General features: G+C 69.8%; 27 protein-coding genes. 12 read left to right on the top strand and 15 right to left on the bottom strand.

The window, feature by feature from the left end; genetic code table 11:
* Positions 1-125: 125 nt before the first annotated feature.
* The 3 genes from ACFVW6_RS03315 to ACFVW6_RS03305 all read right to left on the bottom strand — a co-directional run bounded on the left by ACFVW6_RS03315 (position 126) and on the right by ACFVW6_RS03305 (position 3,437).
* Positions 126-1,109, bottom strand: coding sequence for an alpha/beta hydrolase (locus tag ACFVW6_RS03315; protein WP_378823963.1), 984 nt, complete (start codon positions 1,107-1,109; stop codon positions 126-128).
* Between the two features lie 352 nt (positions 1,110-1,461).
* On the bottom strand, positions 1,462-2,484 hold the full coding sequence (locus ACFVW6_RS03310) for an alpha/beta hydrolase (RefSeq protein WP_378823965.1): 1,023 nt from the start codon (positions 2,482-2,484) through the stop codon (positions 1,462-1,464).
* 128 nt (positions 2,485-2,612) lie between these two features.
* On the bottom strand, positions 2,613-3,437 hold the full coding sequence (locus tag ACFVW6_RS03305; protein ID WP_378823967.1) for an alpha/beta fold hydrolase: 825 nt from the start codon (positions 3,435-3,437) through the stop codon (positions 2,613-2,615).
* 81 nt (positions 3,438-3,518) lie between these two features.
* Here ACFVW6_RS03305 and ACFVW6_RS03300 point away from each other — a divergent pair, with 81 nt between their 5' ends.
* Both ACFVW6_RS03300 and mscL read left to right on the top strand, forming a co-directional pair.
* Positions 3,519-4,253 (top strand): SDR family NAD(P)-dependent oxidoreductase, encoded by a 735-nt coding sequence (locus ACFVW6_RS03300; protein WP_378823969.1) that lies wholly within the window; start codon positions 3,519-3,521, stop codon positions 4,251-4,253.
* Between the two features lie 189 nt (positions 4,254-4,442).
* The gene (gene mscL, locus ACFVW6_RS03295) at positions 4,443-4,898 is read left to right on the top strand and encodes a large conductance mechanosensitive channel protein MscL (protein WP_378823972.1); all 456 of its coding nucleotides are present in this window, start codon (positions 4,443-4,445) and stop codon (positions 4,896-4,898) included.
* Between the two features lie 36 nt (positions 4,899-4,934).
* Here the strand turns inward: mscL and ACFVW6_RS03290 are convergent, their stop codons facing one another.
* Together ACFVW6_RS03290 and ACFVW6_RS03285 are read right to left on the bottom strand one after the other, a co-directional pair.
* Positions 4,935-6,374, bottom strand: a complete 1,440-nt coding sequence (locus tag ACFVW6_RS03290; RefSeq protein ID WP_378823974.1) for a DHA2 family efflux MFS transporter permease subunit — start codon at positions 6,372-6,374, stop codon at positions 4,935-4,937.
* A gap of 5 nt (positions 6,375-6,379) precedes the next feature.
* Positions 6,380-6,982, bottom strand: a complete 603-nt coding sequence (locus ACFVW6_RS03285; RefSeq protein ID WP_357342496.1) for an NAD(P)H-dependent oxidoreductase — start codon at positions 6,980-6,982, stop codon at positions 6,380-6,382.
* Between the two features lie 177 nt (positions 6,983-7,159).
* On the opposite strand from ACFVW6_RS03285, the gene ACFVW6_RS03280 reads away from it, so the two are divergent.
* A complete protein-coding gene (locus tag ACFVW6_RS03280; RefSeq protein WP_378823975.1) occupies positions 7,160-8,518 on the top strand; it encodes an MFS transporter in 1,359 nt (452 codons plus the stop codon).
* 92 nt (positions 8,519-8,610) lie between these two features.
* Here ACFVW6_RS03280 and ACFVW6_RS03275 read toward each other — a convergent pair whose 3' ends face one another.
* Positions 8,611-9,789, bottom strand: coding sequence for an Ig-like domain-containing protein (locus tag ACFVW6_RS03275; RefSeq protein ID WP_378823977.1), 1,179 nt, complete (start codon positions 9,787-9,789; stop codon positions 8,611-8,613).
* Between the two features lie 163 nt (positions 9,790-9,952).
* Positions 9,953-11,086: a UDP-N-acetylmuramate dehydrogenase gene (locus ACFVW6_RS03270; protein ID WP_378823978.1), complete on the bottom strand. Its 1,134-nt coding sequence runs from the start codon at positions 11,084-11,086 to the stop codon at positions 9,953-9,955.
* On the opposite strand from ACFVW6_RS03270, the gene ACFVW6_RS03265 reads away from it, so the two are divergent.
* Genes ACFVW6_RS03265 through ACFVW6_RS03255 form a run of 3 tightly spaced genes read left to right on the top strand, consistent with a single transcriptional unit; the run spans position 11,085 to position 12,982 of the window.
* Positions 11,085-11,570, top strand: a complete 486-nt coding sequence (locus ACFVW6_RS03265; RefSeq protein WP_378823979.1) for a DUF2505 domain-containing protein — start codon at positions 11,085-11,087, stop codon at positions 11,568-11,570. The genes ACFVW6_RS03270 and ACFVW6_RS03265 overlap by 2 nt on opposite strands.
* Positions 11,571-11,628: 58 nt before the next feature.
* On the top strand, positions 11,629-12,156 hold the full coding sequence (locus ACFVW6_RS03260) for a DUF2505 domain-containing protein (protein ID WP_355274083.1): 528 nt from the start codon (positions 11,629-11,631) through the stop codon (positions 12,154-12,156).
* 25 nt (positions 12,157-12,181) lie between these two features.
* Positions 12,182-12,982, top strand: a complete 801-nt coding sequence (locus ACFVW6_RS03255; RefSeq protein ID WP_378823980.1) for a class I SAM-dependent methyltransferase — start codon at positions 12,182-12,184, stop codon at positions 12,980-12,982.
* Here the strand turns inward: ACFVW6_RS03255 and ACFVW6_RS03250 are convergent.
* Positions 12,968-13,576 carry a hypothetical protein gene (locus tag ACFVW6_RS03250; protein ID WP_355274089.1) on the bottom strand — a complete coding sequence of 203 codons (609 nt, stop codon included), beginning with the start codon at positions 13,574-13,576 and terminating at the stop codon, positions 12,968-12,970. The genes ACFVW6_RS03255 and ACFVW6_RS03250 overlap by 15 nt on opposite strands.
* Before the next feature lie 105 nt (positions 13,577-13,681).
* Between ACFVW6_RS03250 and ACFVW6_RS03245 the strand changes: the two genes are divergently transcribed.
* Positions 13,682-14,416 carry a DUF2993 domain-containing protein gene (locus ACFVW6_RS03245; protein ID WP_378823981.1) on the top strand — a complete coding sequence of 245 codons (735 nt, stop codon included), beginning with the start codon at positions 13,682-13,684 and terminating at the stop codon, positions 14,414-14,416.
* Positions 14,417-14,421: 5 nt separating this feature from the next.
* On the opposite strand, the gene deoC is transcribed toward ACFVW6_RS03245, so the two are convergent.
* Complete coding sequence (gene deoC, locus ACFVW6_RS03240) at positions 14,422-15,093, bottom strand: deoxyribose-phosphate aldolase (protein WP_378823982.1); 672 nt, start codon at positions 15,091-15,093, stop codon at positions 14,422-14,424.
* 143 nt (positions 15,094-15,236) lie between these two features.
* Between deoC and ACFVW6_RS03235 the strand changes: the two genes are divergently transcribed.
* Entirely contained in the window at positions 15,237-15,764 is a 528-nt protein-coding gene (locus ACFVW6_RS03235) for an N-acetyltransferase (RefSeq protein ID WP_355274098.1), read from the top strand.
* Positions 15,765-15,767: 3 nt separating this feature from the next.
* On the opposite strand, the gene purU is transcribed toward ACFVW6_RS03235, so the two are convergent.
* The 6 genes from purU to ACFVW6_RS03205 all read right to left on the bottom strand — a co-directional run bounded on the left by purU (position 15,768) and on the right by ACFVW6_RS03205 (position 20,714).
* Positions 15,768-16,658: a formyltetrahydrofolate deformylase gene (gene purU / locus ACFVW6_RS03230; protein ID WP_357342490.1), complete on the bottom strand. Its 891-nt coding sequence runs from the start codon at positions 16,656-16,658 to the stop codon at positions 15,768-15,770.
* Between the two features lie 20 nt (positions 16,659-16,678).
* A complete protein-coding gene (locus ACFVW6_RS03225) occupies positions 16,679-17,731 on the bottom strand; it encodes an alpha/beta fold hydrolase (RefSeq protein ID WP_378823984.1) in 1,053 nt (350 codons plus the stop codon).
* A gap of 90 nt (positions 17,732-17,821) precedes the next feature.
* Positions 17,822-18,115, bottom strand: a complete 294-nt coding sequence (locus tag ACFVW6_RS03220) for a DUF2516 family protein (protein WP_342800085.1) — start codon at positions 18,113-18,115, stop codon at positions 17,822-17,824.
* A gap of 73 nt (positions 18,116-18,188) precedes the next feature.
* Positions 18,189-18,842: a heparin-binding hemagglutinin gene (locus tag ACFVW6_RS03215; protein ID WP_355274105.1), complete on the bottom strand. Its 654-nt coding sequence runs from the start codon at positions 18,840-18,842 to the stop codon at positions 18,189-18,191.
* Positions 18,842-19,288, bottom strand: coding sequence for a helix-turn-helix domain-containing protein (locus ACFVW6_RS03210; RefSeq protein WP_071932013.1), 447 nt, complete (start codon positions 19,286-19,288; stop codon positions 18,842-18,844). Before ACFVW6_RS03210 ends, ACFVW6_RS03215 begins: the two co-directional genes overlap by 1 nt.
* Before the next feature lie 94 nt (positions 19,289-19,382).
* Positions 19,383-20,714, bottom strand: coding sequence for a DUF445 family protein (locus ACFVW6_RS03205; RefSeq protein WP_355274107.1), 1,332 nt, complete (start codon positions 20,712-20,714; stop codon positions 19,383-19,385).
* Between the two features lie 107 nt (positions 20,715-20,821).
* Between ACFVW6_RS03205 and ACFVW6_RS03200 the strand changes: the two genes are divergently transcribed.
* The 4 genes from ACFVW6_RS03200 (at position 20,822) to ACFVW6_RS03185 (ending at position 25,112) form a co-directional block, all read left to right on the top strand.
* Entirely contained in the window at positions 20,822-21,649 is an 828-nt protein-coding gene (locus tag ACFVW6_RS03200; RefSeq protein WP_355274109.1) for a TetR/AcrR family transcriptional regulator, read from the top strand.
* 159 nt (positions 21,650-21,808) lie between these two features.
* Entirely contained in the window at positions 21,809-23,227 is a 1,419-nt protein-coding gene (locus tag ACFVW6_RS03195; RefSeq protein WP_378823985.1) for an AarF/UbiB family protein, read from the top strand.
* Positions 23,224-24,483 (top strand): saccharopine dehydrogenase family protein, encoded by a 1,260-nt coding sequence (locus ACFVW6_RS03190; protein ID WP_378823986.1) that lies wholly within the window; start codon positions 23,224-23,226, stop codon positions 24,481-24,483. Before ACFVW6_RS03195 ends, ACFVW6_RS03190 begins: the two co-directional genes overlap by 4 nt.
* The gene (locus tag ACFVW6_RS03185; RefSeq protein ID WP_378823987.1) at positions 24,480-25,112 is read left to right on the top strand and encodes a class I SAM-dependent methyltransferase; all 633 of its coding nucleotides are present in this window, start codon (positions 24,480-24,482) and stop codon (positions 25,110-25,112) included. Before ACFVW6_RS03190 ends, ACFVW6_RS03185 begins: the two co-directional genes overlap by 4 nt.
* Positions 25,113-25,135: the final 23 nt, after the last annotated feature.

Below are 25,135 nucleotides of genomic sequence, written 5' to 3'. Positions count from 1 at the left end.
CCCTACCGGGATCGGTGACGGTCGTCACAGGGTATTCGTGAGTGAGTTCACGTGTGTGTCGACACGAGCCTGCCGGATTCGCGAGATCGGTGCCAGCGAATTCCGGACATCGCGTTCGCGGCGGGTCAGCGGCGCAGCGCCTTGTCGAACATCGGCCAGGACTTGTGCAGATCCTGCTGCCAGTAGCCCCACGAGTGGGTGCCGTTGGGCCGCAGATCGACGGTCGCGGGGATGCCGAGCGATTGCAGCCGGTCGCGCAACTGCTGGGTGCACGCGCCGGTGACCGCCTCCAGCGACGCGCCGAAGAGCAGCTCCATGGTCCGCTGCACCGGGTCGTCCTGGACACCGATGGTGTCGAACGGCCCGGGAATCCCGTTGCCGGAGGACAGATACACCTCGGTGCCGCGGAAGGTCTCGGCGTGCAGGTAGGGATCGTGCGCCGTCCACGCCGGATCGGTCGGCGGCCCCCACATGTTGCGGACGTTGCCGAGCCTGCTGCCGACCACCGCGCTCACGATCGCCTGTCCGCGTAGGTCACTGGTGCGCACGCACCCGCTGTAGGACCCGATCGCCCGGTACAGCCCCGGTTCGGCGAGCGCGAGCTGGAACACCGCGGTGCCCGCCATCGACAGTCCCGCGATGGCGTTGGCGCCGGTGCCGTCGAACGCGGCGTCGATGACCGGCGGTAATTCCCTGGTGAGGAAGGTGGTCCAGCGCTGCTTGCCGAGCACCGGATCGTCGGTGCGCCAGTCGGCGAAGTAGCTGCCGGCGCCGCCGAACGGGATCACCACATTGACCTGTTTGTCCTTGAAGAACTCGACGACATCGGTGCGATCGAGCCAGTTCCCGTCGCTGCCGCCGCCGACCCCGTTGAGCAGATACAGCGTCGGCGCAGGCGAATTCGGGTCGGCGGCCCGCAGCACCCGCACCCTGGCGACGGTATCCATCGCGGGCGAGTACACCCCGATGTCGATGGTGTGATCGGCCTCGATCCGCCGATCCTCGATCCGCGCCGTGGGTTCCGCCGCGGCGGGACCCACGGCCATCGTCCCGGCGAGCACCGCCAGCACCACCCCGGCGATCCGAGCGCCCACTGCCCGACCGAACATCATCGAACTCCGCTCTCGACGCCGAACCCACTTCCTCTGCGATCAAACGGCATTCCCGAACGCTACACACGAATTCACCGAAACATTGTGACGATTACCAGAAGATTTATCGGCGCCCTGTGTGTTCGAACTCCTTAGGCCCGAAGCACAATCACAGTCGTATCACATCGGCGTCCGGCACCAACCCGACCTGCTGAAACATTGCCGATGACCTGCGTAGAAACCGTTCCCATAGAGCGCAATATTGCGAACCCAGCGGGCAGCCGGAATCGCCTCGCATTTGCTGTGAAAAGACTCACCGGACTCTTTTCCGAGGACCGGCGAGCACGCGATCCGGCAGCGAATATCCGATTCAGCCGACACGCAGGGCGCGGGCGAACAGCGGCCAGGAGCGGTGCAGGTCGTCGGTCCAGTAGCCCCAGGAGTGGGTTCCGTTGGGGCGCAGGTCGACCGTGGCGGGGATGCCGAGTTCGCCGAAGCGGACGGCCAATTGGCGCGTGCACAGGCCGGTGACCGCGTCGAGCGCGCCGCCGACGAGCAGCTGATCGATCAGCTTCATGGTGTCGCCGCCGATGCCGGGGCCCGCGGTGGTGTCGAGGTCGCCGGGCAGGCCGGTGCCGGAGGCGACGTAGATGGCCAGGCCGCGCAGCCGATCCGCGTGCAGGAAAGGATCATTGGCGGCCCAGAGCGGGTCGCCGGGTTGTCCCCACATGTTCACCGGGTCACCGTTCTGGCCGGAGACGACGGTGTTGACGATGGCGTGCCCCTGCGGACCGCTGGTGGAGACGCAGCCGCTGTAGCTGCCGACGGCGCGGTAGAGGTGGGGCGCGGCCAGGGCCAGCTGGAACGCGGCCGTGCCCGCCATCGAGACGCCGGCGATGGCATTGGCTCCGGTGCCGTGGAATTCGGCGTCGATCACCCGCGGGAGTTCGCGGGTGAGGAAGGTCGTCCAGCGCTGGCGCCCGAGCACCGGATCGTCGGCGCGCCAGTCGGCGTAGTAGCTGCCGGCGCCGCCGATCGGCATCACCACGGTGACCTGCTTGTCGGCGAAGAACTGCTCGGAGTCGGTGCGGGTCAGCCAGTTTCCGCCGTCGCGCCAGTCACCGGTGGTGCTGCCGCCGTCGACCCCGTTGAGCAGGTACAGCACCGGCGCCGACGAGACCCGGTCGGCGGCGGGCAGCACGGCGACGTGCACCGGCTTACCCATCGCCCCCGAGTAGACGACCAGGTCGACGACCCGCCCCTGCCCCGGCGTCGCCGAGATCAGCCGGGCGGCATCGATGCCGCGCGGATCGGGCGGCGCCGCGCCGGCGACCGCTTGGGCGCAGACCAGCCCCGCGACGAGAAGCAACCCACACCGTGCCAGGACGCTCATGCGTCACCTCCCTGCCCGGCCGAGAACGAGACCGTGCGAGAGAGGTTAGGCAGGTCAGGCTGCCCGCACCCGCATTTCTGAAACATTGATAGTTCACAGCAAGAAAGGCGCGGCGCGGGCGCCGGAACTCAGTCCAGCGCGTCGATGAACGCGCTGACCTCGGCGAAGAAGCGCGGCCGGTCCTCGATGAAGAGCCCGTGCTGGGCGCCCTCCCACAGCGAGATGCTGGCGTTAGGGGCATTGTCGGCGATGTACTGCCCGTTGGCCGCGGGCACCACCGGGTCCTCGGTGCCGTGCAGGACCAGGACCGGGATGTCGAGGCCGCGCAGGGTGTCGGTGTTGTCGACGGTGCGGTAGAACAGCGCCTTGCGGACCGAGGGCGAGGTGGCCAGGCTGGTGCCGAACAGCCGCTGGGCGTCGACGCCCTTGTCCGCGCCGGGACCGGTATTGGCATTGCCGAACACCGAGAAGCCGCGCACCGCGCGACCGGCCGCCTCGTCGAAGACACCCGGAATCGCCTTCTCCATGGCCGGGCCGGGCGCCGCGCCGGGCACCTTCGGGCCGATACCGGCCTGCGACCCGCAGTAGACGGCCGCGGCGACGGCGGCGCTGCCGTGCGCGGCGAGGTAGTCGGTGGCGACGATGCCGCCGTAGGACCAGCCCAGCAACACCGCGCCCGATTCGATGCCCTCGGCCGCCAGCACGGCGGCGACATCGCCCGCCCACGCCTTGGGGTCGTCGTAGCCCGCGCCCGGATCGTCGGAGTAGCCGTGCCCGCGCAGGTCGACGGCGATGACCCGGTAGCGCTGGGCCAGATCGTCGGCCGCCCCGCCCCAGCAGCGCAGATTGCCCGCCCAGCCGTGCAGCAGCACCAGCGGCCTGCCGGTCTCCGGGCCGCTCACCCGGTAGACGATCCTGGTTCCGTCGGCACTGACAGCATCGCGAATAGCCATGCCGACAGGCTAACGCCGGTACACATCACGGTGATCCCAGCCATGGCGACGGCGAATCCGCGGCGAATAGGATCAATCCACATGAGCACTCGCACCGCCGTCGTCACCGGAGCCAGCTCGGGAATCGGTGAGGCCACCGCCCGGGAACTCGCCAAGCAGGGCTACCACGTCTACGTGGGCGCCCGGCGGTTCGATCGGGTGCGGCGCCTCGCCGAGGAGATCGGCGGCACCGCCGTCGAGCTGGATGTCACCGCCGAGGAGTCGGTGCGCGCGTTCACCGACTCGATCGACCGGGTCGACGTGCTGGTCAACAACGCCGGCGGCGCCAAGGGCCTGGCCACGGTCGCCGAGGCCGACCTCGACGACTGGCGCTGGATGTGGGAGACCAACGTCCTCGGCACCCTGCGCCTGACCAAGGCGCTGCTGCCGAAACTCGTCGACTCCGGCGACGGCCTGATCGTCACCATCACCTCCATCGCCGCCTTCCACGCCTACCCGAACGGCGCCGGCTACACCTCGGCCAAGCACGCCCAGGCCGTGCTGCACCGCACCCTGCGCGACGAGCTGCTGGGGCAGCCGGTGCGGCTGACCGAGATCGCGCCCGGCGCGGTGGAGACCGAGTTCTCCCTGGTCCGCTTCGACGGCGACGCCGAGCGCGCCGCCAAGGTCTACCAGGGCATCGATCCGCTCTACGCCCAGGACATCGCCGAGATCGTCGGCTTCGTCGCGAGCAGGCCCGCGCACGTGAACCTCGACACCATCGTCGTCAAGCCCCGTGACCAGGCGGGCCCCGGCAGCTTCGCCCGACGCTCCTGACCTGCGGCGTTCAATCCCCGGACCGGGCAACCGAATCCGGGGACCAGCGCCGCCCGAGTGGCGGCCCGGCCCGTCGGGGCCGATACTGCCCAGGACCGGCCGACGGCATAGCTACGAATTCGCTACCAGTTGGGGCGGTCGCTAGCATCACCACGTTTGCCGATAGCCAGTCTTAGGAGTGCTCCACCGATGCGCAGTATCAAGTCCGTGTTCGACGGGTTCAAAGACTTCCTGATGCGAGGAAACGTCATCGACCTCGCGGTCGCGGTGGTCATGGGCACCGCCTTCACCGCCGTCGTCACCTCGTTCACCAAGGGCATCGTCAACCCGCTGCTCGCGGTGTTCGGCTCGTCCAACGAGCTGGGCCTGGGTGTCCAGCTGATCGCCGACAAGCCGGCCACCTTCATCGCGCTCGGCCCGATCATCACCGCGTTCATCGACTTCTTCATGGTCGCCGCGGTGCTGTACTTCGTGCTGATGCTCCCGATGAAGTCGCTGAAGAACCGGTTCGGCACCACCAAGGCGGCCGAGCCCACCGAGACCGAACTGCTCATCGAGATCCGCGACCTGCTGGCCAAGCAGCAGGGGCTCAGCACCGATCAGACCGAGACGCTGAGCAAGGAACGCGCGAGCGAGTCCGCCTAGCGTCATCGTCGCCCAGGCGGTGGTGTGGCCGACCGGCTAGCGACGCGGCAGCAGTAGCGCCGGGATCATCGCCAGCGCGATCATCACCGGGGCGATCCAGTAGGTGTGCTGGAACGCCTCGGCCAGGGCCGGGGCCAGCTCGGCGCGTTCGACCTGGTCCATGCCGTTCAGGGCCTGGAGCCCGCCGGTCACCGGGAGCAGCGCACCCAGCGTCACCGAGCTCACCGCGGTGCCGACCGCCATGGCCGTGGTGCTGATCATGTTCAGCACCGTCGACCCGGCCGGTTGCTGTTCCCGGCTCAGCGGCCGGGTGGCGGTGGTGATCACCGGCATCATGGTGCCGCCGCCACCGGCGCCCATCAGCAGCATGGTCAGGCCGAGCGCCCAGTACGGCGCGTCCGCGTCGAGCTGGAGCACGAACAGCACGAAACCGGTGAGCGCCACCGTGATCGACACCGGCAGGTAGCGACCGGGCGGAATCCGATCGATCAACCGGCCCGCCACCTGCATGGTGGCGCCCGACGCCAGCGCGAACGGAATCCCGAGCGCGCCCGCCACCAGGGCCGATTCACCGCGAACCACCTGGAAGTACAGCGGCAGCAACAGCATCGACCCGAAGTAGCCGCTCGCGAACAGCGCGAGCAGGGTCGCGGAGATCCCGGTCGTGCGGTTGCCCAGGACCCGCAGATCCAGCAGCGGCACCGGCGTGCTCAGCGAGCGCAGCACGAACGCGACGATGAGCCCGGCGCCCGCCAATAGCGGTACCAGCACCGACGCCGAGACGAAACCGGCGTTCTCCCCCGCGGCGGTCACGCCGTAGATCACCAGCGCCAGGCCCGGCGACATCAGCAGCAGGCCGACCACGTCGAGCGGCCGCGGCGGCTCCGGCGCGTCGTCGGGCACCACCCGGGCCGCCAGCACCAGCACCAGCGCGCCCAGCGGCAGGTTCAGGAAGAACATCCAGCGCCAGGACACCTCGTCGATGAGGTAGCCGCCGATCACCGGACCCAGCAGCGGGCCGACCAGGATCGCCAGGCCGAGGGTGCTCATCAGGCGCCCCAGCCGCTCCGGTCCGGCCGCGCGCAGCAGAATCGTCATCGCGACCGGCATCAGCAGGCCGCCGCTCGCGCCCTGCACCAGCCGGAACGCGATGAGCGACTCGATGTTCCAGGCCAGCCCCGCCAGTACCGAGCCGACCGCGAACGCGGCGATCGCCGTCAGATACAGCCGCTTGGCGCCGAAGCGGCCGACCAGCCAGGCCGAGGTCGGCACCACGGCGCCGAGGGCGAGCGAGTAGCCGGTGGCCACCCACTGGATCGTGCTCAGTCCCGCGTCGAACTCGACGGAGAGCTTGTTGATGGCGACATTGACGATCGTCTGATCGAGCGTCGCCATGATCATCCCGACCACCAGCACCAGCGCGATGCGCATGGGGTCGCGGGTGCCGGGCGGGGCGGTCGTGGTCCTGGTCAGCACGGCGATCACTTCCCGTACGGGCGGACGGCGCGGGCGGCGCGCAGGGCTTCGGCCCACCAGATCAGCTGGTCGAGCAGCACCGCGGCGGCGGCTTCGGCGGCGTCCGGGTCGGTCAGCGCACCCGCGTCGTCGAATCTGCCCCAGGGGTTGGGGAGCGCGACCGAGTCGCGGACGGTGACCGCGTGCAGTTCGGCGAAGACCGGGCGCAGGTGTTCCACGGCCCGCAACCCACCGGAGATGCCGCCGTAGGAGACGAAGCCGACCGGTTTCGCCTGCCACTCGGTGTGGTGGGTGTCGATCAGGTTCTTGAGGGTGCCCGGGTAGCTGTGGTTGTACTCGGGCGTCACCACGACGAAGGCGTCGGCGCGGGCGAGCTTGCCGGTGGCCTCGGCCACGGACGGATGCTCGGCGGTGGCGCCGAAGGCGCTGGGCAGTTCGACCCGACCGGTGTCGACCACGTCGACCTCGATCGTGTCGCGCAGCGACGCCAGCCGGACGAACCAGTCGGCGACCGTGGGGCCGAAGCGCCCCTCCCTGGTGCTGCCGATGACGACGACGACCCGCAGCGGGCGAATGGCGGTGCGGGCGTGCTCAACCGTGGCGCTCATGTGTTCCTCCGACTAGGTGGCGGCCGCGTGGCCGCCGCTGCGCACAACGGTGCTACCTCAACTTCCCTTCAGGTCAAGCGGCGACTTTCCACCCCTTGACCGGAATACCCCCTATGGGTATATAGTTGCATCAGTACGCAGATAACAGACCATGCATGTCCGGGAGGGACGACCGTCATGACCACCTCACTGTTCGCCCACCGGGACTACCGCCTGCTGTTCACGGCGCAGGTCGCGGCCCTGTTCGGGACCGGGCTCACCACGGTCGCCCTCGGCCTGCTCGCCTACGAGCTGGCGGGCGGCAACGCCGCGATCGTGCTCGGCACCGCGCTGACGCTGAAGATGGTCGCCTACGTCATCGTCGCCCCGATCGCGGGCGCCTACGCGGGGCTCCTACCGCGCAGGCAATTCCTGATGGCGCTCAACGGCATTCGCGGCGGCATCGTGCTGGCGCTGCCGTTCGTCGACCAGATCTGGCAGATCTACGTGCTGATCACCCTGTTGCAGATCGCCTCGGCCGCCTACACCCCCACCTACCAGGCCGTACTGCCGGACATCCTGCCCGACGAGCGCGACTACACGAAGGCGCTCTCGGCCGCCCAGCTGGCCGCGACCATGGAAACCCTGCTCAGCCCGATGCTGGCGGCGCTGGCGCTGAGCGTGATCAGCTTCCACTGGCTGTTCGTCGGCACCGGTATCGGCTTCGCGGTCTCGGTCGCCCTGGTGCTGGCGGCACGCATCCCGAACGCGGTGGTGGGCGACGGCGCGATCGGGCAGCGGCTCGCCGCAGGCCTGCGGCTGTTCGCGGCGACCCCGCGACTGCGCGGCCTGCTCGGACTGAACCTGGTGGTCGCGGCCGCGGGCTCGGTGGTCATGGTCAACACCGTCAACTACGCCCGCGACGTGCTCGGCGGCGATCAGTCCGGCGTCGCGCTGCTGCTGGCCGCCAACGGCTTCGGCACGATGCTCGTCGCGCTGACCCTGCCCAAGATCCTGGACCGGCGCGGTGAACGTCCGGTGATGCTCACCGGCGCGGCCGTGCTGGTCACCGGCCTGGTCGCCGCGATCACGCTGTCGACCACGGGCATCGGCGACTGGAGCTGGGCCGCCGCCCTGGCCACCTGGGCAACCATCGGCGTCGGCACCGCCCTGGTCCTCACGCCAACGGGCCGCGTGCTGCGCCGCTCGGCCCAGCCCGAGGATCGCCCGGCCATCTTCGCCGCCCAGTTCTCCCTGTCGCACCTCGCCTGGCTGATCACCTACCCGATCACCGGCTGGCTGGCCACCACCGCCGGTTTCACCACCACCTGGGTCACCCTGTCGGTCATCGCCGCCCTCGGCGCCGTCGCGGCGATCCGGCTGTGGCCCCGCCAGGATCCCACCGAGATCACCCACATCCACGAGCTCGGCACCGTCGACCCGGCCATCCTCACCGATGCCATCGAAATCACCCCCGGCCGCTATCAACACACCCACTCGTACGTGATCGACCGCAACCACCCCCGCTGGCCCAGCCGCACCCCGGCCCTGGTGTGACGAAACACCGGCAGAACAGCACACCCCGCACGCGTTCAGCGTGCGGGGTGCGTCGGCATCCGGACCATGGCAGGCGATGTCCGGTGATCGCGCTAGCGTGGCCCGGCGGCCGATCCGCCCGACGAGGAACCGGCGGGCAACGCCGACATGGACTGCCAGGCCGGCCAGTCGATGGCCCAGTCGTAGATGTCGCCGTCGGCCTGGGAGAGCTCGATGGAGGTGCCGGTGACCTCGACCGGGTCGCCGTAGCGGGCGGTCGGGAAGTAGGCCTGGGCGTCGGCGGGTGAGAGGTTGATGCAGCCGTTGGTCACGTTGGACGAGCCCTGGGCGGACAGGGATTCCGGGTTGGCGTGGATGAATTCGCCGTTGTTGGAGATCCGGACGGCCCAGCGCTCGCGAACGTTGGTGTAGTACGGCGGATTCGACATCATGAAGTCCTCGTACTTCTCGGTGACCACGTGGGTGCCCGAGCGGGTGACGTTGCGCGGCTCGTTGCCCTCGCCGTAGGACACGGCGAAGTCGAAGACGGTGACGCCGTCGCGGACCACCTGCATGCGATGGCTCGGGGCGTTGGCGATGACGATCTGACTGCGGCCGATCGTGAAGTCGGAGGTGAGATCGGAGTCGCCGTACGCGCCGCCGCCGAGGCCGACGCCGTAGAGCTTGGCCGCGACGTGCACGGTGGTGCCGGGGGTCCAGTAGTTCTTCGGCCGCCAGTGCACCCGCGAACCGCCGTCGTCGGGCAGCCACGCCCACGAGCCCTCGGTGCCCGGGTCGGTGGTGACGGTGAGCGCCTTCTCCACCGCGGCCTTGTTCGTCACCGGGCCGGTGAACTTGATGATGATCGGGGCGGCGATGCCGACCTCCTGGCCGTCACCGATATTGATCGTGGCCGGGATCGTCGACTTCGGTGTCAGCGTGCGGAAGGTGCCGTCGATCGGGACCGGCTTGCCGTCGGTGCCGATCGCGGTGCCGGTCCAGGTGTAGGTGGCGTCGTAGCCGAGCGGCTCGGTGACCTGGTAGCTCGCGCGATCGGGGCCGAAGGTGCCCGCGACCTGCTTGCCGTTGGCGTTGGTGAGCGCGATCTGGTCGATCCGGCCACCGTCGACCGTCACCGACACGGGGGTGACCGGCGCGACCTCGGTCGCCCCCGCCGCCGGCGTCATGGTGACCCGCGCGACCGGCCCCGCCGGCGCGGCGTCGCCGCCGGACCGGTCGATCGTGCAGCCGGTCAGCACGACCAGCGCCGCCAGCAAGATCACCGCAACCACGGGGCGCCCGCGCCGAACACCCACGCCACCGCTGTCGGCGGCCAACGCGCGCCGGACATGCCGAACTGCCGTCCCGCGCGCACGCAACGAGGCGGTTACCGAAGGTTTGCTCACGGCATCGAATGTACGCCGGGCTACCGACCGCGCCGCGGCGCCGCCGGGCTCAGAGGGTGAGGCCGACCGTCACCGGCTCCGGTTCCAGCGTCACGCCGAAACGGTCCTCGACGCCGGCGCGGACCGTGCGAGCCAGCGCGGCGATGTCGGCGGCGGTGGCCGCGCCGCGGTTGGTCAGCGCGAGGGTGTGCTTGGTCGAGAGCCGGGCCGCGGCCTGCTCGCCGGGGAAGCCCTTGGCGAATCCGGCGCGTTCGATCAGCCAGCCCGCCGAGAGCTTGGTGCCGTCGGGCGCGGGGTAGGTCGGCACCGACACCTCGCCGAGGTGCGCGGTGATGGCCGCCAGGACCTGCGGCAACCGGTCCTCGGCCACGACGGGGTTGGTGAAGAACGAGCCCGCGCTCCAGGTGTCGTGGTCGGCGGAGTCGAGCACCATGCCCTTGCCCGCGCGCAGCCGCAGCACCTCCGCGCGCACCGCCGCGGCCGGGCGGGACTCCCCGTCGCCCGCGCCGAGCACCCTGGCCAATTCGCCGTAGCGCAGCGGCGCGCTCAGTCCGGACGGGTCGAGCCCGAATTCCACCGCCAGCACCACCGCGGCGTCGCTGTGCTTGAGCACGCTGGTCCGGTAGGCGAAGCCGAGTTCGCCCGGCTCGGCCCAGCGGACCTCGCCGGTCGTGCGATCGAGCAGCCGCACCCGGCGCAGCAGCGTGGACACCTCGGCGCCGTACGCGCCGACGTTCTGCACCGGCGTCGCCCCGGCCGAGCCGGGAATCCCCGACAGGCATTCCAGTCCGCCCAGGCCGGCCGCCACCGTCGCCGCGACGACCTCGTCCCAGTTGGCGCCCGCCTCCGCGAACACACTGTCGGCACCGATCCGCACGCCGGTGGTCGCCACCCGGACGACGACCCCGTCGAAGCCGGCGTCGTCGATGAGCAGGTTCGACCCACCCGCGATCAACAGCACCCGGATACCGGCCGTATCCAGCGCCGCGACCGTGGCGATCAGCGCCTCCGTGGTCCCGCACTCGGCGACCAGCGCGGGCCCGCCGACCCGCAGGGTGGTCAGTTCGGACAAACGCACCGATTCCCGCACCACCGCGCCGGTATCGGCGAGGAGGTCACGCACCTGATCGGCGGACACCACCTGTGTTGTTCCCACGTTTGAAGACGGTAGCCTGTCGCGCATGGCTACACCTCTGGCGTACACGGCTCGCTACACCAAGCCGGTCGCGGCCGTGCGCGCGGCGTTCTCCGACGAGCAGTACTGGAAGGCCCGTATCGAAGAGGTCGGCGGACCCGGCGCCCGGCTGGATTCCTTCACCGGCACGGGTGACCAGGTGCGCGTGCAGATGGTCCAGTCGATCCCCGCCGATCAGCTGCCGCCCGCGATCACCGCGGTCCGCCCCGGCGACCTGGTGATTCCCCGCACCGAGAGCTACACCGGCACGACCGGCACCATCGAGGCCCACGTCGACGGCGCGCCCGCCAAGGTCAACGCCACCGTCACCCTGACCGACGAGGGCACCGGCTCGATCGCCACCATCAGCGGCACCATCGAGGTGAAGATCCCGCTGTTCGGCGGCAAGATCGAGGCCGCGATCTCCGAGCACCTGCTCGAGCTGCTGAGCAATGAGGCCGGCTTCACCGAGCAGTGGCTCGCCACCCACTGACCCGCACAGCCACCGGTCCGGGGCGCCCGTGTCGAGCGCCCCGGTAACGTGTCCCCTCATGGCACGTCGACTTGACTACTCCGCCCGCTACCCGCTGCACACCACCGAAGAGCTCTACGCGGCGCTGCAGAGCAGGGAATACTGGGAAGCGCGCGTCGCCGAGATGCGGAAATACTCCCCGCACAACGAGGTGATCAGCCACGAGGTGAGCGACTCCGGCATCGAGGTGGTGCTGGCGCACACGCTGCCGCGCGAGATGCTCCCCGAGATCGCCCAGACGGTGATGCGCAAGGACATGGTCATCACCCGCAAGGAGAGCTGGGGCCGGTTCGACCACGACGAGACCGAGGGCCGCTTCTCCGCGTCCATCCCGGCCGGTCCGGGCAGCCTCACCGGTGACATCCGGCTGTTCCCCACCGAGACCGGCGCCACCATGCGGTTCTCCCCCACCGCCAAGGTGTTCATCCCGATGGTCGGCCCGCGCCTGGAGCAGCTGATGCTGGTGAACCTGGTCGACCTGTTCCGGGCCGAGCAGGAGGAGACCTCGCGCTGGCTGGAAGAGGCCGCCGCGAAGAAGTCGGTCTGACCCACCCGCAGGAGAGACGACCGCCGTGGACCGCAAACGACCGGCACCGGTCGGCACGATCACCCGCGGCACCACCGGCGTCAACCGCCTGCGCCGCAGCGACCGCTGGCTGACCAACGACGACCTGGTGACCGACCGCCTGCGCGCGGCCGCCGATCCGCTGGTCGTCGACCTCGGCTACGGCGCCGCGCCCTGGACGACGTTCGAACTGGCCGCCCGGCTGCGCACCGTCCGTCCTGATCTGCGGGTGGTCGGGCTCGAGATCGACCCGGCCCGGGTCGTCGACGGCCGCGACGGCGTGCGCTTCGCCCGCGGCGGCTTCGAGCTGGCCGGGCTGCACCCGGTGCTGGTCCGCGCGTTCAACGTGCTGCGCCAGTACCCGGAGGACGCCGTGCCCGACGCCTGGGCGCGGATCCGGTCGAACCTCGCGCCCGGCGGCCTGCTCGTCGACGGCACCTGCGACGAGCTCGGCCGCCGCTGCGCCTGGGTGCTGCTCGACCGGCAGCGCCCGCTGTCGCTGACGCTGGCCTGGGATCCGTTCACCGTCGAGCGCCCGTCCGATATCGCCGAGCGACTCCCGAAAGTGCTGATCCACCGCAACATTCCGGGTGAACCGGTGCACGCGCTGCTCACCGCGGCCGACCGCGCCTGGGACCGCGTGGCGGCGCTGGCGCCGTACGGTCCGCGCGTCCGCTGGCGTGGCGCGGCGGAGCTGTTGCGCGAGAGCGGGTTCCCGGTGCGCGCGTACCGGCGCCGGATGCGCGACAACGTGCTGTCGGTGCCGTGGCCGGTGGTCGCGCCGAACGGCTGGTCAGACGCCGGTTAACGCCCGGCGCACCCGGGCGGCCGCGCGCGGGGCGAGTTGCTGTCCACCCCACCAGATCTCGTCGATGTCGCAGCGGTGGATGGCGATCGCGTCGGCCACCACCTCGTCCAGCGCCGACTGCGAGATCTCGGTCTCGGCCAGATCGAGCACGGTGCGCACCGGCGTGGTGACCAGGAACGGCCCGGCCGATTCGACATCGGGCCCGTCCAGCTTGCGCCGGGTGAGCACCAGGCGCGGCGTCACCGGCGGGCGCCCCGCCGACACCGACAGATGCAGGAACCGCGGTTGCAACCGGCCGATCCCGTGCAGCTCGGCCGCGCTCTGATACGACACCGCCGCGGCGCCGTCGAACCAGGCCGCCCACATCGCGTACTCGTCGAGCGGCCCGGCCCGCCACTGCGCCAGCCGCATCATGCCGACGCCGGCCCTGGTCACCGATCCGTCGCCGAGCGCCGCTCTGACCTGCAGTTCACAGCCGGTTCGCAATACCTGACGGGTCGTGAAGAAGCCCGCGTGCCGACCGGCGAGCCGCCGCAGCACACGCCACCGATGATCCGCCGTCCCCTGCACCCGGCGCACACCCTCGCCAGTCATGGATCAAGGCTACGCCCGGTGAAGTGCTCCAGGTCACACTTTGCTGCGAAGGCTTTCACGCCCTCCTCAGAGCAGACACAGAAAGATCCGGAAGAATCCGATGCCATGACCACGCAGACACCCCAACGCCCCAAGGTAGGTCGGCGCACGCTGGTGATCGCCTTGGTCGTGGTCGCCGCGCTGCTGGTGGCCGCGATCGCCGGCACCGAAGCCTATGCCCGCCACCAGATCTCGCGCTGCATCAGCAGCTCGTTCGAGCAGCAGATGGGCTCGAGCATCGACGTGGGCTTCGGCCCGAAGCCGATGCTGCTCACCTACCTCGACGGCAAGGTCGGCTCGGTCACCATCGACAGCGAGGACAACAAGTTCGGTCCCGCGGTCGGCATGGTGGTGCACGCGGAGTTCGACGACATCGAGCTCACCGACCGCGGTCGCGGCGGCGGCACCATCGGCAGCTCCTCGGCCGAGGTGACCTGGAACAACGACGGCATCCAGCAGACCCTCGGCGGCATGGTCAGCGGCGTGACCTCCTCGCGCACCACCGGCGTGCTCACCCTCGACGTGATCGGCGGCCTGGCCCAGCTGCAGGTGCAGCCGATGGTCCGCGACGGCAATGTCGTGGTGGAGACCAAGTCGGCGCAGCTGCTCGGCATCGGCCTGCCCACCGACCTGGTGCAGGGCATCGTCGAGACCTTCACGCAGAGTCTGCAGAGCTACCCGCTCGGCCTGCGCGCGCAGGAGGTGCGGGTCACCGACGACGGCGTCACCGTGCTGCTCGCGGGCGGCAAGACCACGCTCGAGTCCGCGCCGAGCGGTCAGCAGGCCGAATTCACCTGCTGATGGCGTCAGCCGGGGAAACCGTCGAGCACCGCGGCGGACTTGGACAGCCCGAGCCGGGTGGCGCCCGCCGCGATCATCGCGGCCGCGTCCTCGGCGGTGCGGATACCGCCACTGGCCTTGACGCCGAGCCGGCCGCCGACGGTCTCGGCCATCAGCCGCACCGCGTGCACGCTGGCCCCGCCCGCCGGGTGGAAACCGGTGGAGGTCTTCACGAAATCGGCGCCGCCCTCCTCGGCGGCCCGGCACGCGCCGACGATCGCCTCGTCGGTGAGCGCGGCCGATTCGATGATCACCTTGAGCACGGCGCCGCGATCGGTGGTCGCCTCGCGCACCGTGATGACGTCGGTGAGCACGGCGTTGAAGTCACCGGCCAGCGCGGCGCCCACGTCGATGACCATGTCGACCTCGGCCGCCCCCTGCTCGACCGCGAAGCGCGCTTCAGCACCCTTGACGAGCGAGTGGTGTTTGCCGGACGGGAACCCGGCGACGGTCGCCACGACCAGCCCGGGAGCCCGCACCGGCAGCATCGAGGGCGACACGCAGATCGCGTACACACCGAGCGTGCGCGCCTCGGCGATCAGCGCCTCGACCTGGGCCGGAGTGGCTTCGGGGGCGAGCAGGGTGTGATCGATCATCGCGGCCACGTCGGCCCGGGTCAGCGGTGTCGAGACGGTCATGGACTCGAGCATGACACACCACGACACGGCGGCCGCCGCGCAGGCCGCCACGTAAACAGCGTTGCGCGGGTCTACCCAAATCCGGGAGACTTAAGCGTGGCGGTTTTCGACCGGCGCCGGCCGCCGAGGATACGGAGACGATTGTGCTGATCCGTCGAGAGACCCCTGCGGACGCCGCGGCCATCGCCGCCATCCACCGCGACGCCTTCACCCCCCACTACGCCGACGACCCGTCGATCACCGAACCACCCGAGGTGGCACTGGTCGACGCCCTGCGCACCGACGAATCGTGGATGCCGACGCTGTCACTGGTCGCCCTCGAATACGAGACGGTCGTCGGGCACCTGTGCCTCACCAGGGCCGGGATCGGCCCGTTCCCGGTGCTCGCGCTCGGCCCGCTCGGCGTCGATCCCGACCATCAGAAGACCGGGGTCGGTTCGGCGCTGATGCACGCCGCGCTCGGCGCGGCCGACGCGCTCGACGAGTCGGTCGTCGGCCTGGTCGGCAATCCCGACTACTACGCCCGCTTCGGATTCGTGCCCGGCGCCCGGCTCGGCATCGTGCCGGACGAGGCCGACTGGGCCGAGTTCTTCCAGGTGCGCCCGCTGACGGCCTACGACCCGGCCGTCACCGGCGAATTCCGTTACCCGGCACCGTTCTACGACCTCTGAGGACTACTCGAAGACGACCGTGCGGCGGCCGTGCACGAGCACCCGGCCCTCCAGGTGCCAGCGCAGGCCGCGGGCCAGCACGACCCGCTCGATATCGCGGCCCTGCCGCACCATGTCGCGCACGTCGTCGGCGTGGTCGACCCGGATGACGTCCTGCTCGATGATCGGCCCCGCGTCCAGCTCGGCGGTGACGTAGTGGCAGGTCGCGCCGATCAGCTTCACGCCGCGGGCGTAGGCCTGGTGATACGGGCGCGCGCCGACGAACGACGGCAGGAAGCTGTGGTGGATGTTGATCGCCCGGCCCGCCCAGTGCTCGCACAGCTCGGCGGGCAGCACCTGCATGAAGCGGGCGAGCACGACGGCGTGCGGATCGTGCCCGTCGACGAGGTCGCGGACCTGCTCGAAGGCCGGGCCGCGCTCGGCCGGGTCCTTCGGGAACGGCACGTAGTGGAACTTCACGCCGTGCGCCTCGGTCATCCCGGCCAGGTCGGGGTGGTTGCCGATCACGGCCTCGATGGTGGCGGGCAGCTCGCCGGCGGCCGCGCGCCCGAGCAGGTCGTGCAGGCAGTGGCCGTCCTTGCTGACCAGCAGCACCGCCCGTCGCGGCGCCCCGGAGTCGTGCAGCTGCCAGTCGGTCTCCGGACCGAACTCCGCGGCCACTTCGGCGAAGCGGGCGCGCAGTTCGTCGATGCCGAACGGCACCGTCGCGGCCTTGACCGCCTGCCGGGTGAAGAACCAGCCGATGTCACCGTCGGAGTGGTAGCCGGCCTCCACGATCGAGCCGCCGAATTCGGCGATGAACGAGGAGATCCGGGCGATGATGCCCGGCCGGTCCGGGCAGCCAAGGGTCAGCACGAACCGGCGGTCATCCGAGGTCACAGGGGCAGAACTCATCCGCCCATCCTCGCAGGCCCTCAGGCCAGCGCGCGCACAGGCTCACGCACGGCGGCCAGCACGCCGCGCAGCTCGGCGTTGAACAGGTCGTAGCGCTCGACATTGCCGAGGTGCCCGGTGGGGAGCACCGTGAACCCGGCGAGGTTGCCCGACTCGCGCAGCAGCTCGGCCAGCCGCTCGGCGTGCAGGGCCGGGGTCATGTCGTCGCGATCGCCCGCCAGCACCGTGGTCGGCACGCTGAAGTTGCGCGCGGCGTCGCCCAGATGCAGCTCGGCGAGCAGCAGGCCGTAGCGCGACCGGGTCATCATCGGACACCCGCGCACCACCGACAGCGCGTAGTTCAGCTTCTCGGCCGTGGTGTCCAGCGTCATCACCTGACGGGCGAAGATCCAGCGCACCGGCTTGATCGGCGGGAAGACCACCGGTGTGCCGAGGATGAGCCTGCCGAGCCAGTCCGGCGTCGGCATCTGGCGACCGCCCAGGATCCGCAGCGGCTTGTTCAGCCCGGGGACCATGGTCGAGACCTCGACCAGCGAATGCGCGCCGGTATTGGTGAGCACGACGGCGTCGGCCTGCTCGGCGACCCGCTCGGGGTAGCGGCCCGCCCAGGCGATGAGCGTCATGCCGCCCATGCTGTGGCCGACCAGGACCGCGCGCTGACCGGGCAGCAGGACCGCGTCGAGCACATCGGACAGGTCGTCGGCGAGCAGATCGGTGCTCGGGCGCGCGTAGCCGTTGGTGCTCTCACCGTGGCCGCGCTGGTCGTAGGCGACCACGCGGTACTCGCCGGCGAAGGCGTTGATCTGGGCGTTCCAGTATTCGATCGAGCAGGTCCAGCCGTGCGCGAACACGATGACCGGCGCGTCGACGGGCCCGTAGGCGTGCACCCGCAACCGGGCGCCGTCGGCGGTGACCACGGGGATCACCTCGGCGGGCACGGTCGGTGGATCGAACGCCGCGATCCCGTGGGTTCGGGTCCGCAGATCGGCCCGGTGGGCCGCCAGGGTGGTCTTGACCACGAGGGACGCGGAATCGACCAGGTTCAGCAGAGCCGTCGGCAGCTTTGCGCGCATCGGCACACTCCTTTGTGTTACTGCCAGATACAGTAACACCGCGTACCGCTTACCCGCGAGGGATCCGCGCCGGAAATCCGGCGCGCGTCGTCACCAGCGCGGGCCGCGCTGCACCTCGTCGACCTTGGGGCGCACATCCGCGAGGTAGACACCCGTCGCGATGATCGCGATGAACGAGGTCAGCATGCCGAAGCCGGCGATGCCGAGCAGCAGGAAGACCAATGCGCCCGCGAGGATCGCCAGCCAGATCGGCTTGGTCATCTTGTCGACCGCCGTGAAGGCGTCCGCGCGCTGCCGCACGGCGTGGATCAGCGCGAAGACCGTCGCGCCGAAGGCCGCCACCCACAGGGCCAGCAGGATCAGCGACGTCAGACCGTTCACCATGTTCACTCCCCCATCATACGAACAGCGGCCCCGCTCACCACTGGTGCGCGGGGCCGCTGTTCGCGGTAGAAGATCAGGCCTTCTTGGGGGCGGCCTTCTTCGCGGGGGCCTTCTTGGCCGGGGCCTTCTTGGCGGCGGGCGCCTTGGCGGCCGCAGCCGGGGCGGGCTCCTCGGTGCTCACGGCGACGACCTCGGCGTCGACGACAGCCGCGACCTCGTCGGCGACGGTCTCGGCCTCGGCCTTGCCACGGCCCAGCAGGTCGGTGACCTTGGCGAGGGCATCCTCGGCGCGGGCGGAGGCATCCTTGTACAGGCTCTCCACGCGGCCGATCTGCTCGTCGACGGCCTGGTTGGCGCGCAGCCGGTCGACGGTCTCCTCACCGCGGACGGCGAGGTCGGCGTAGATGTCGAGCGCCTGGCGGTAGTACTGCTCGGCCAGCTTGCGCAGCTCCTCCGGGGTGAACTTCTCGCGCAGGTCGGCGAGGTCCTCCGGCAGCTCCGACGGCAGGCCGGCGATGCGCTCGCGCAGGGTCTCGAACTGGGCCTGCACGTCGGCGGGCACGTTGGCGATGCGCTCACGGGCCTCGTCGACGCGGGCCTGGACGTCGGTGGCGCCGACGCGACCACGGACGTCGGCGACGACGTCGTTCACGGCGGTATAGAGGGCGTCACCCGCGCCGACGGTGGCGAACAGCGGCTTGGTCACGGTAGCGGTCTTCTCGGTCATCAGTCTTCGTTCTCCTGGCGTGGCGGAGTGTCAGTTGTCGTGAACGAAACGTCGCTGTCCCGTTCGATCCCCCCTGAGCCGGTTTCTTCCCCGTTTTCCCGGCGAAACGACTCATAGATTTCCAGCAACACCTGTTTCTGCCGCTCGGTCACCGAAGTGTCCGCGAGCAGGGCGTCCCTGACCGGGCTGTGCGGACGCTGCTCGAGATATCCGGCCCGCACATACAACACCTCCGAAGACACCCGCAGCGCCTTGGCGATCTGCGCGAGTACTTCGGCGGAAGGGTTGCGCAATCCGCGTTCGATCTGGCTCAGGTACGGATTGCTCACCCCCGCCAGTGCGGCGAGCTGACGTAAGGACACCTGCGCTGCTTCACGCTGGGACCTGATGAACCCTCCGATGTCTTGTGCCGCGTGCGCTACACGTCCCTCGGGCTGGTCTGCCATCACTCACCTTCTGGCGGTTGTACGGTCAATACTAAATCAGGGTGCTAGCTATTGCAAGCACTTCTGTTAGCACAGGTTCGGCTAACGGTTCGGCTCAGTGGAACAACAACTGCGAGATCGTGTAGATGGCCAGGCCTGCCAGCGCGCCGACGACCGTTCCGTTGATCCTGATGAACTGCAGATCCCGGCCGACCTGCAGTTCGATCTTGCGGCTCGCCTCGTCGGCGTCCCAGCGCGCGACGGTGTCGGTCACCAGGGTCGTGATCTCGGCCGAGTAGTTACCGACCAGATAGCGGGCGCCGCGATCGATCCAGCCGTCCACCTTGCCGCGCATGGCCGGGTCGTCGCGCAAGCGTTCACCGAGCTGCTGCACATTCTCGGCCACCTTGCGGCGCAACGTGGAATCGGGGTCCTCGGCCGACTCCAGGATCAGCCGCTTGGCCGCTCGCCACGTCGCCTCGGCCATGCCGGTGATCTGCTCGCGGCCCATGATCTCGGCCTTGACCTTCTCCGCCTTGGCGATCATCGCGTCGTCGTGCTGCAGGTCGTCGGCGAAATCCTGGAGAAAGCGATCGGCGGCCTTGCGCAGTTCGTGGTCGGGATTCGAGCGCACCTTCCAGGTGAACTCGACCAGTTCCCGATAGATCCGCTCGGACAGCAACGTGTTGACGAATTTCGGCGCCCACTGCGGCGCGTCCCGCAGCACGATCCGGTCGATCGTCTCCTGCGAACCCAGCGCCCACTGATGCGCGCGCTCGGCCAGCAGATCGATCAGCGGCAGCTGGCGATTGTCGGCGATCATCTCCGAGAGCACCCGGCCGATCGGCGGACCCCACAGCGGTTCGGCGATCCGCTTGACGATGGTGTTGTCGATGATCTGCTCGACGTCCTCGTCACGCAGCACGCCGACCACCGCGGTCAGGATGGTCGCGCTCTCCTGCGCCACCCGTGCCGCGTGCCCGGGATCGGCCATCCAGGTCCCGACCCGCAGCGAGATCTGCGCCGAGTCCAGGCGCGCCGACACCACGTCCGGCGCGAGGAAGTTGGTGCCGACGAAGGCGCCCAGGCTCGACCCGAGCTGGTCCTTCTTCTTGCGGATGATCGCGGTGTGCGGGATCGGCAGCCCCAGCGGGTGCTTGAACAGCGCGGTGACCGCGAACCAGTCGGCCAGCGCGCCGACCATGCCCGCTTCGGCGGCGGCCCGCACATAGCCGACCCACTCACCACCGCCGCCGCGCGATTCGAGCCAGCGGCAGAACAGGTACACGACGCTGGCCACCACGAGGAACCCGGTGGCCAGCGCTTTCATCTTGAAGAGGTCACGTTTCTTGCCCGCCTCGTCGGTCATGACCGCGAAACCCGCTGGTCGCGCGGCGGGCTCGGTGCGCGGCGCGAGAACCGCCGTGTTGCCGGGAGCTTTCTCCATAGCCCCCATTCTGCTGTGCCCGTCGCGAGCGCGCCGCCGCGAACCCGCGTGGCGACCACAGAACCGCCCGGTTTGTCTTACGCGCGGGTAGACCAGCGGTGTGGTAAATGCCGCAACCTCGGCCAAACGAGCGCTACCCCACACCGGCGCGCCTAAGCTGTAGAACCAGAGACGCCACATCGATTAAGGGGGCTGTTCTGTCCACCGAAGACCTTGTCGAGATCGGCGAGCAGACCGGTCGCGCCACCGTACGCGGCGGCGGTCCTGTCGACGGCCGCAAACGGCGGTGGCGGCAGCACAAGATCGACCGGCGCGAAGAGCTGGTCGACGGCACGCTCAACGCCATCCGCGCGCGCGGCAGCCAGGCGGGCATGGACGAGATCGCCACCGAGATCGGCGTGTCCAAGACCGTGCTGTACCGCTATTTCGCCGACAAGAACGACCTCGTGCACGCGACCATGCAGCGGTTCATCGAGACCACGCTGCTGCCCCGCGTCTACGGCGCGATCAACCTCGACGCCGACGAGTACCAGCTGGTGCGCGCCGCGATGACCGAGTACGTCGGCACCGTCGACGACGACCCCGAGGTCTACCGGTTCATCATGAGCAACTCCGCGGGCGACAAGTCCTCGCTGGCGGAGTTCGAGCGGCTCTTCGCCGAGGTGGTCACGGCCGTGCTCGTCGACCGGGCCGGCGCCAAGGGTGTGCGCACCGACGGCGCCATGCTGTGGTCGTATGTGCTGGTCGGCGGCATCCAGCTGGCCACGCACTGGTGGACGACCACCGAGAAGGCGATGCCGCGCCAGGACGTCATCGACTACCTGACGATGATGGCGTGGTCGGCGATCGAGGGTGTCGCCAAGGCGGGCGGGTCGCCCGAGTACTTCACCTCGCAGAGCCACGAACTGCCCGAGATCCCCGTTCAGCCCTCCTGACCGGGCGATCCTCGCGTTCGCCGGAGCCGGGCTCGACATCGCGGCTCGGTTCGTTACGCTGAACCGAGCGGGGCGCTGTGGCTTGCGTCACCGCGGGTGGTCGCGCGCGCTGTATGGGCGGTGACCGCCCTGCGCGTCGGCACCAACGGAGGTACCTCGATGGCGAAAAACGTGCCGACATCCCGGCTTGCTCGCGGGACGAAGCTGGGGGCAGTAGCGGCGAGCTCGGTGATCCGCTCGAAGAAGACCAGGCTGTCCATGCGCGGGCGGTCCGAGGCCGTGCGCGCCCGGATGGCCGAGGAGTCGATGATCCGCACCACCGAGCAGGTGGTCATGGTGCTGGGCACCATGAAGGGCGTGGCCATGAAACTCGGCCAGATGATGTCGGTACTCGACCTGGATCTGGTGCCGCCGGATCATCGCGACCGGTTCCAGCAGCGGCTGGCCGTGCTGCGCAACGCCGCCCCGACCGTCTCGTTCGAGGCGATGCGCGCGGTCGTCGAGGAGGACTTCGGCCGCCCGCTGACCGAGGTGTTCGCCGAATTCGACCCCGAACCGATCGCGGCCGCCTCGATCGGCCAGGTGTACCGGGCCACCCTGCACGACGGCCGAACCGTCGCGGTGAAGATCCAGTACCCCGGCGTCGACGTCGCGGTGCGCGCCGACCTGAAGAACCTGACCATGTTCCGCCGGGTGCTGGCCTCGGCGATGCCGTGGATCACCCCGGCCGTGCTCGACGAGCTGAAGCTCAACATGGAGGCCGAACTCGACTACGTGGCCGAGGCCGTCACCCAGTCCGAGATCGCGCACCTGTACCGCGACCACCCGTTCATCGTCGTCCCCGACGCGGTGCGCGAGCTCACCACCACCCGCGTGCTGGTCAGCGAGTTCATCGAGGGCACCGGCTTCGAGGACATCCGGAATCTGCCCGCCGCCGAGCGCGATCGGGTCGGCGAGATCATCTACCGCTTCTACGTCGGCTCGCTGTTCACCTTCAACGAGTTCTGCGGCGACCCGCATCCGGGCAATGTGCTACTGGCTCGCGACGGCCGCGTGGCCTTCCTCGACTTCGGCCTGTTCAACCGCATGGACCCCAAGCTCGTGCACTTCGAGATCCTGTGCCTGCGCGCCGCCGCCGAGGACCGCGCGGAAGACCTGCGGCAGTTGATGATCGACCGTGGCGTCATCGATTCGCCGGACGAGATCGGTGCCGAGGAGTGTCTCGAGTACGTGCTCGCCGCCTCCGAATGGTGCCTGGTCGACGAGGAACTGACCATCACCCCCGAGCTCGCCAGCGGCGCGTTCCTGCTGGCCGTCGACCCGAGGGCCAGCGAGTTCACCGGCATGAAGCAGCAGAACCTGCCGCCGGAGCACCTGTTCTCCCGCCGGGCCGACTTCCTCACCTTCGGCATGCTCGGCCAGCTCGACAGCACCAACAACTGGCACCTGATCGCCCGGGAATGGCTCTACGATGAGCCGCCGGTCACCGAACTCGGTCTGGCCCACCGTGATTGGCTCGCCACCCATCCGCCGAAACCGACGAAGAAGCCGCGCGCCCGCAAGGCGAGCACTCGATGAAAGGCGCCCCTGTGCCGCAGTCCCGCGAATTCGACCTGATCCTGTTCGGCGCGACAGGTTTCGTCGGCAAACTCACCGCCGAATACCTGCTCACCGCCGCCCCCGCCGACGCGCGGATCGCGCTGGCCGGCCGCTCGGCCGACAAGCTCGCCGCCGTGCGCGCCGAACTCGGCCCCGCCGCGGCCGGGTGGGAACTGGTTCTCGCCGATTCGAACGATCCCGCCTCGCTCGCCGCGATGGCCGAGCGGACCACGGTCGTGGTCACCACGGTCGGTCCGTACCTGCGCTACGGGCTGCCGCTGCTGGGCGCCTGTGCCACCGCGGGCACCCACTACGCCGACCTCACCGGTGAGCCGCTGTTCATCCACGACGCCATCGAGCAGTTCGAGCAGGTCGCGGTGGATTCCGGCGCCAAGATCGTGAATTCCTGTGGCTACGACTCGATTCCGTCGGACCTGAGCGTCTACGAGCTCTACCGTGCCACCGTCGCCGATGACACCGGCGAACTGGAGGACACCACCCTGGTGGCCTACCTCAAGGGTGGGATGAGCGGCGGCACCATCGATTCCGGCCGCGCCATGATGGAGGACATCGCCGCCGATTCCGGCCGCGGCAAGATCCTGGCGCACCCGTACTCGCTGAGCCCCGATCGCTCGATGGAGCCCGAGGTGGGCCGTCAGTCCGATCAGGCGCTGGCCCGCGCCGACAGCATCGATCCGAGCCTGGACGGCTGGGTCACCACGTTCATCATGGCCTCGCACAACACCAAGGTCGTGCGCCGCACCAACGGCCTGCTCGGCTGGGCCTACGGCAAGCAGTTCCGCTACCGCGAGGTGATGAACGCGGGCCGCTCGGCGGCGGCGCCGCTGGTGGCGGCGGGTATCGCGGGCGGCATCGTGGCGGGCATGGCCTCGGGCGCGGTGCTCTCGCGTGTCTCGTTCGGCCGCAAGCTGCTCGACCGGATCCTGCCCAAGCCGGGCACCGGCCCCAGCGAAAAGGCCCGCCTCAGTGGCTGGTTCACCATGAAGACCTTCGCCCGCACCAGCTCCGGCGCCAAGTACCAGGCCACCTTCTCCGGCACCGGCGACCCCGGCTACCAGGCCACCGCCGTGCTGCTCGGCCAGGCGGGCCTGAGCCTGGCCTTCGACGAACTCCCGCCGCGCGCCGGCATTCTCACCCCGGCCTCGGCCATGGGCGAAGCACTCACCGAGCGGCTGCGCGGCGCGGGCATGACCATCGAGGTCGCGCGGCAGTGAACCTCGCGCGCAAGACCATGAACGCGCCCGCGCTGGCCGCGGTCTACGAGCACGCGTGGCGACCCACGCTGTTCTACCTCGCCAGCGGCCGCACCACCGGCAGCGATCGGCGCGAGGCCGTCGACACGCTGCGGCTCGGCGGCGGCAAGAAGGTGCTCGACCTCGCCTGCGGCCCCGGCAATTTCACCCGGTACCTGAGCGAGTTCCTGTCCGGTGACGGCTTCGTCACCGGCCTGGACTACTCCGAGCCGATGCTGGCCAAGGCCGCCGCCGACAACGCGGGCCCCCGGGTCGGCTACGTCCGCGGTGACGCGCGGGTGCTGCCCTTCGCCGACGGAACCTTCGACGCCGTCTGCTGTTTCGGCGCCCTGTACCTGATCCCGGATCCGATCGCGGCCACCCACGAGATGATCCGGGTGCTCGCGCCGGGCGGCCGGATCGCGATCACTACCAGCTACCGCGAGGACAACCTGTTCGGCCGGGCCAGCACCATGGCCGCCGGCCTGAGCGGGCTGCGGCTGTTCGACCGCGACACCTTCCCGCGCCTGTTCGCCGAGGCCGGGCTGGTCGAAATCGACCAGCGCGTGCACCGTTTCATGCAATACGTCGACGCCACCCGGCCCGCCTGACCTTTTCCCGGGTTGCCCGGCGG

The organism is Nocardia sp. NPDC058244 (assembly GCF_042882065.1).
Taxonomy (GTDB): Bacteria; Actinomycetota; Actinomycetes; order Mycobacteriales; family Mycobacteriaceae; genus Nocardia.
Note: the sequence above shows the minus strand (reverse complement) of the source record. Positions and strands in the feature narration are given on the sequence as shown.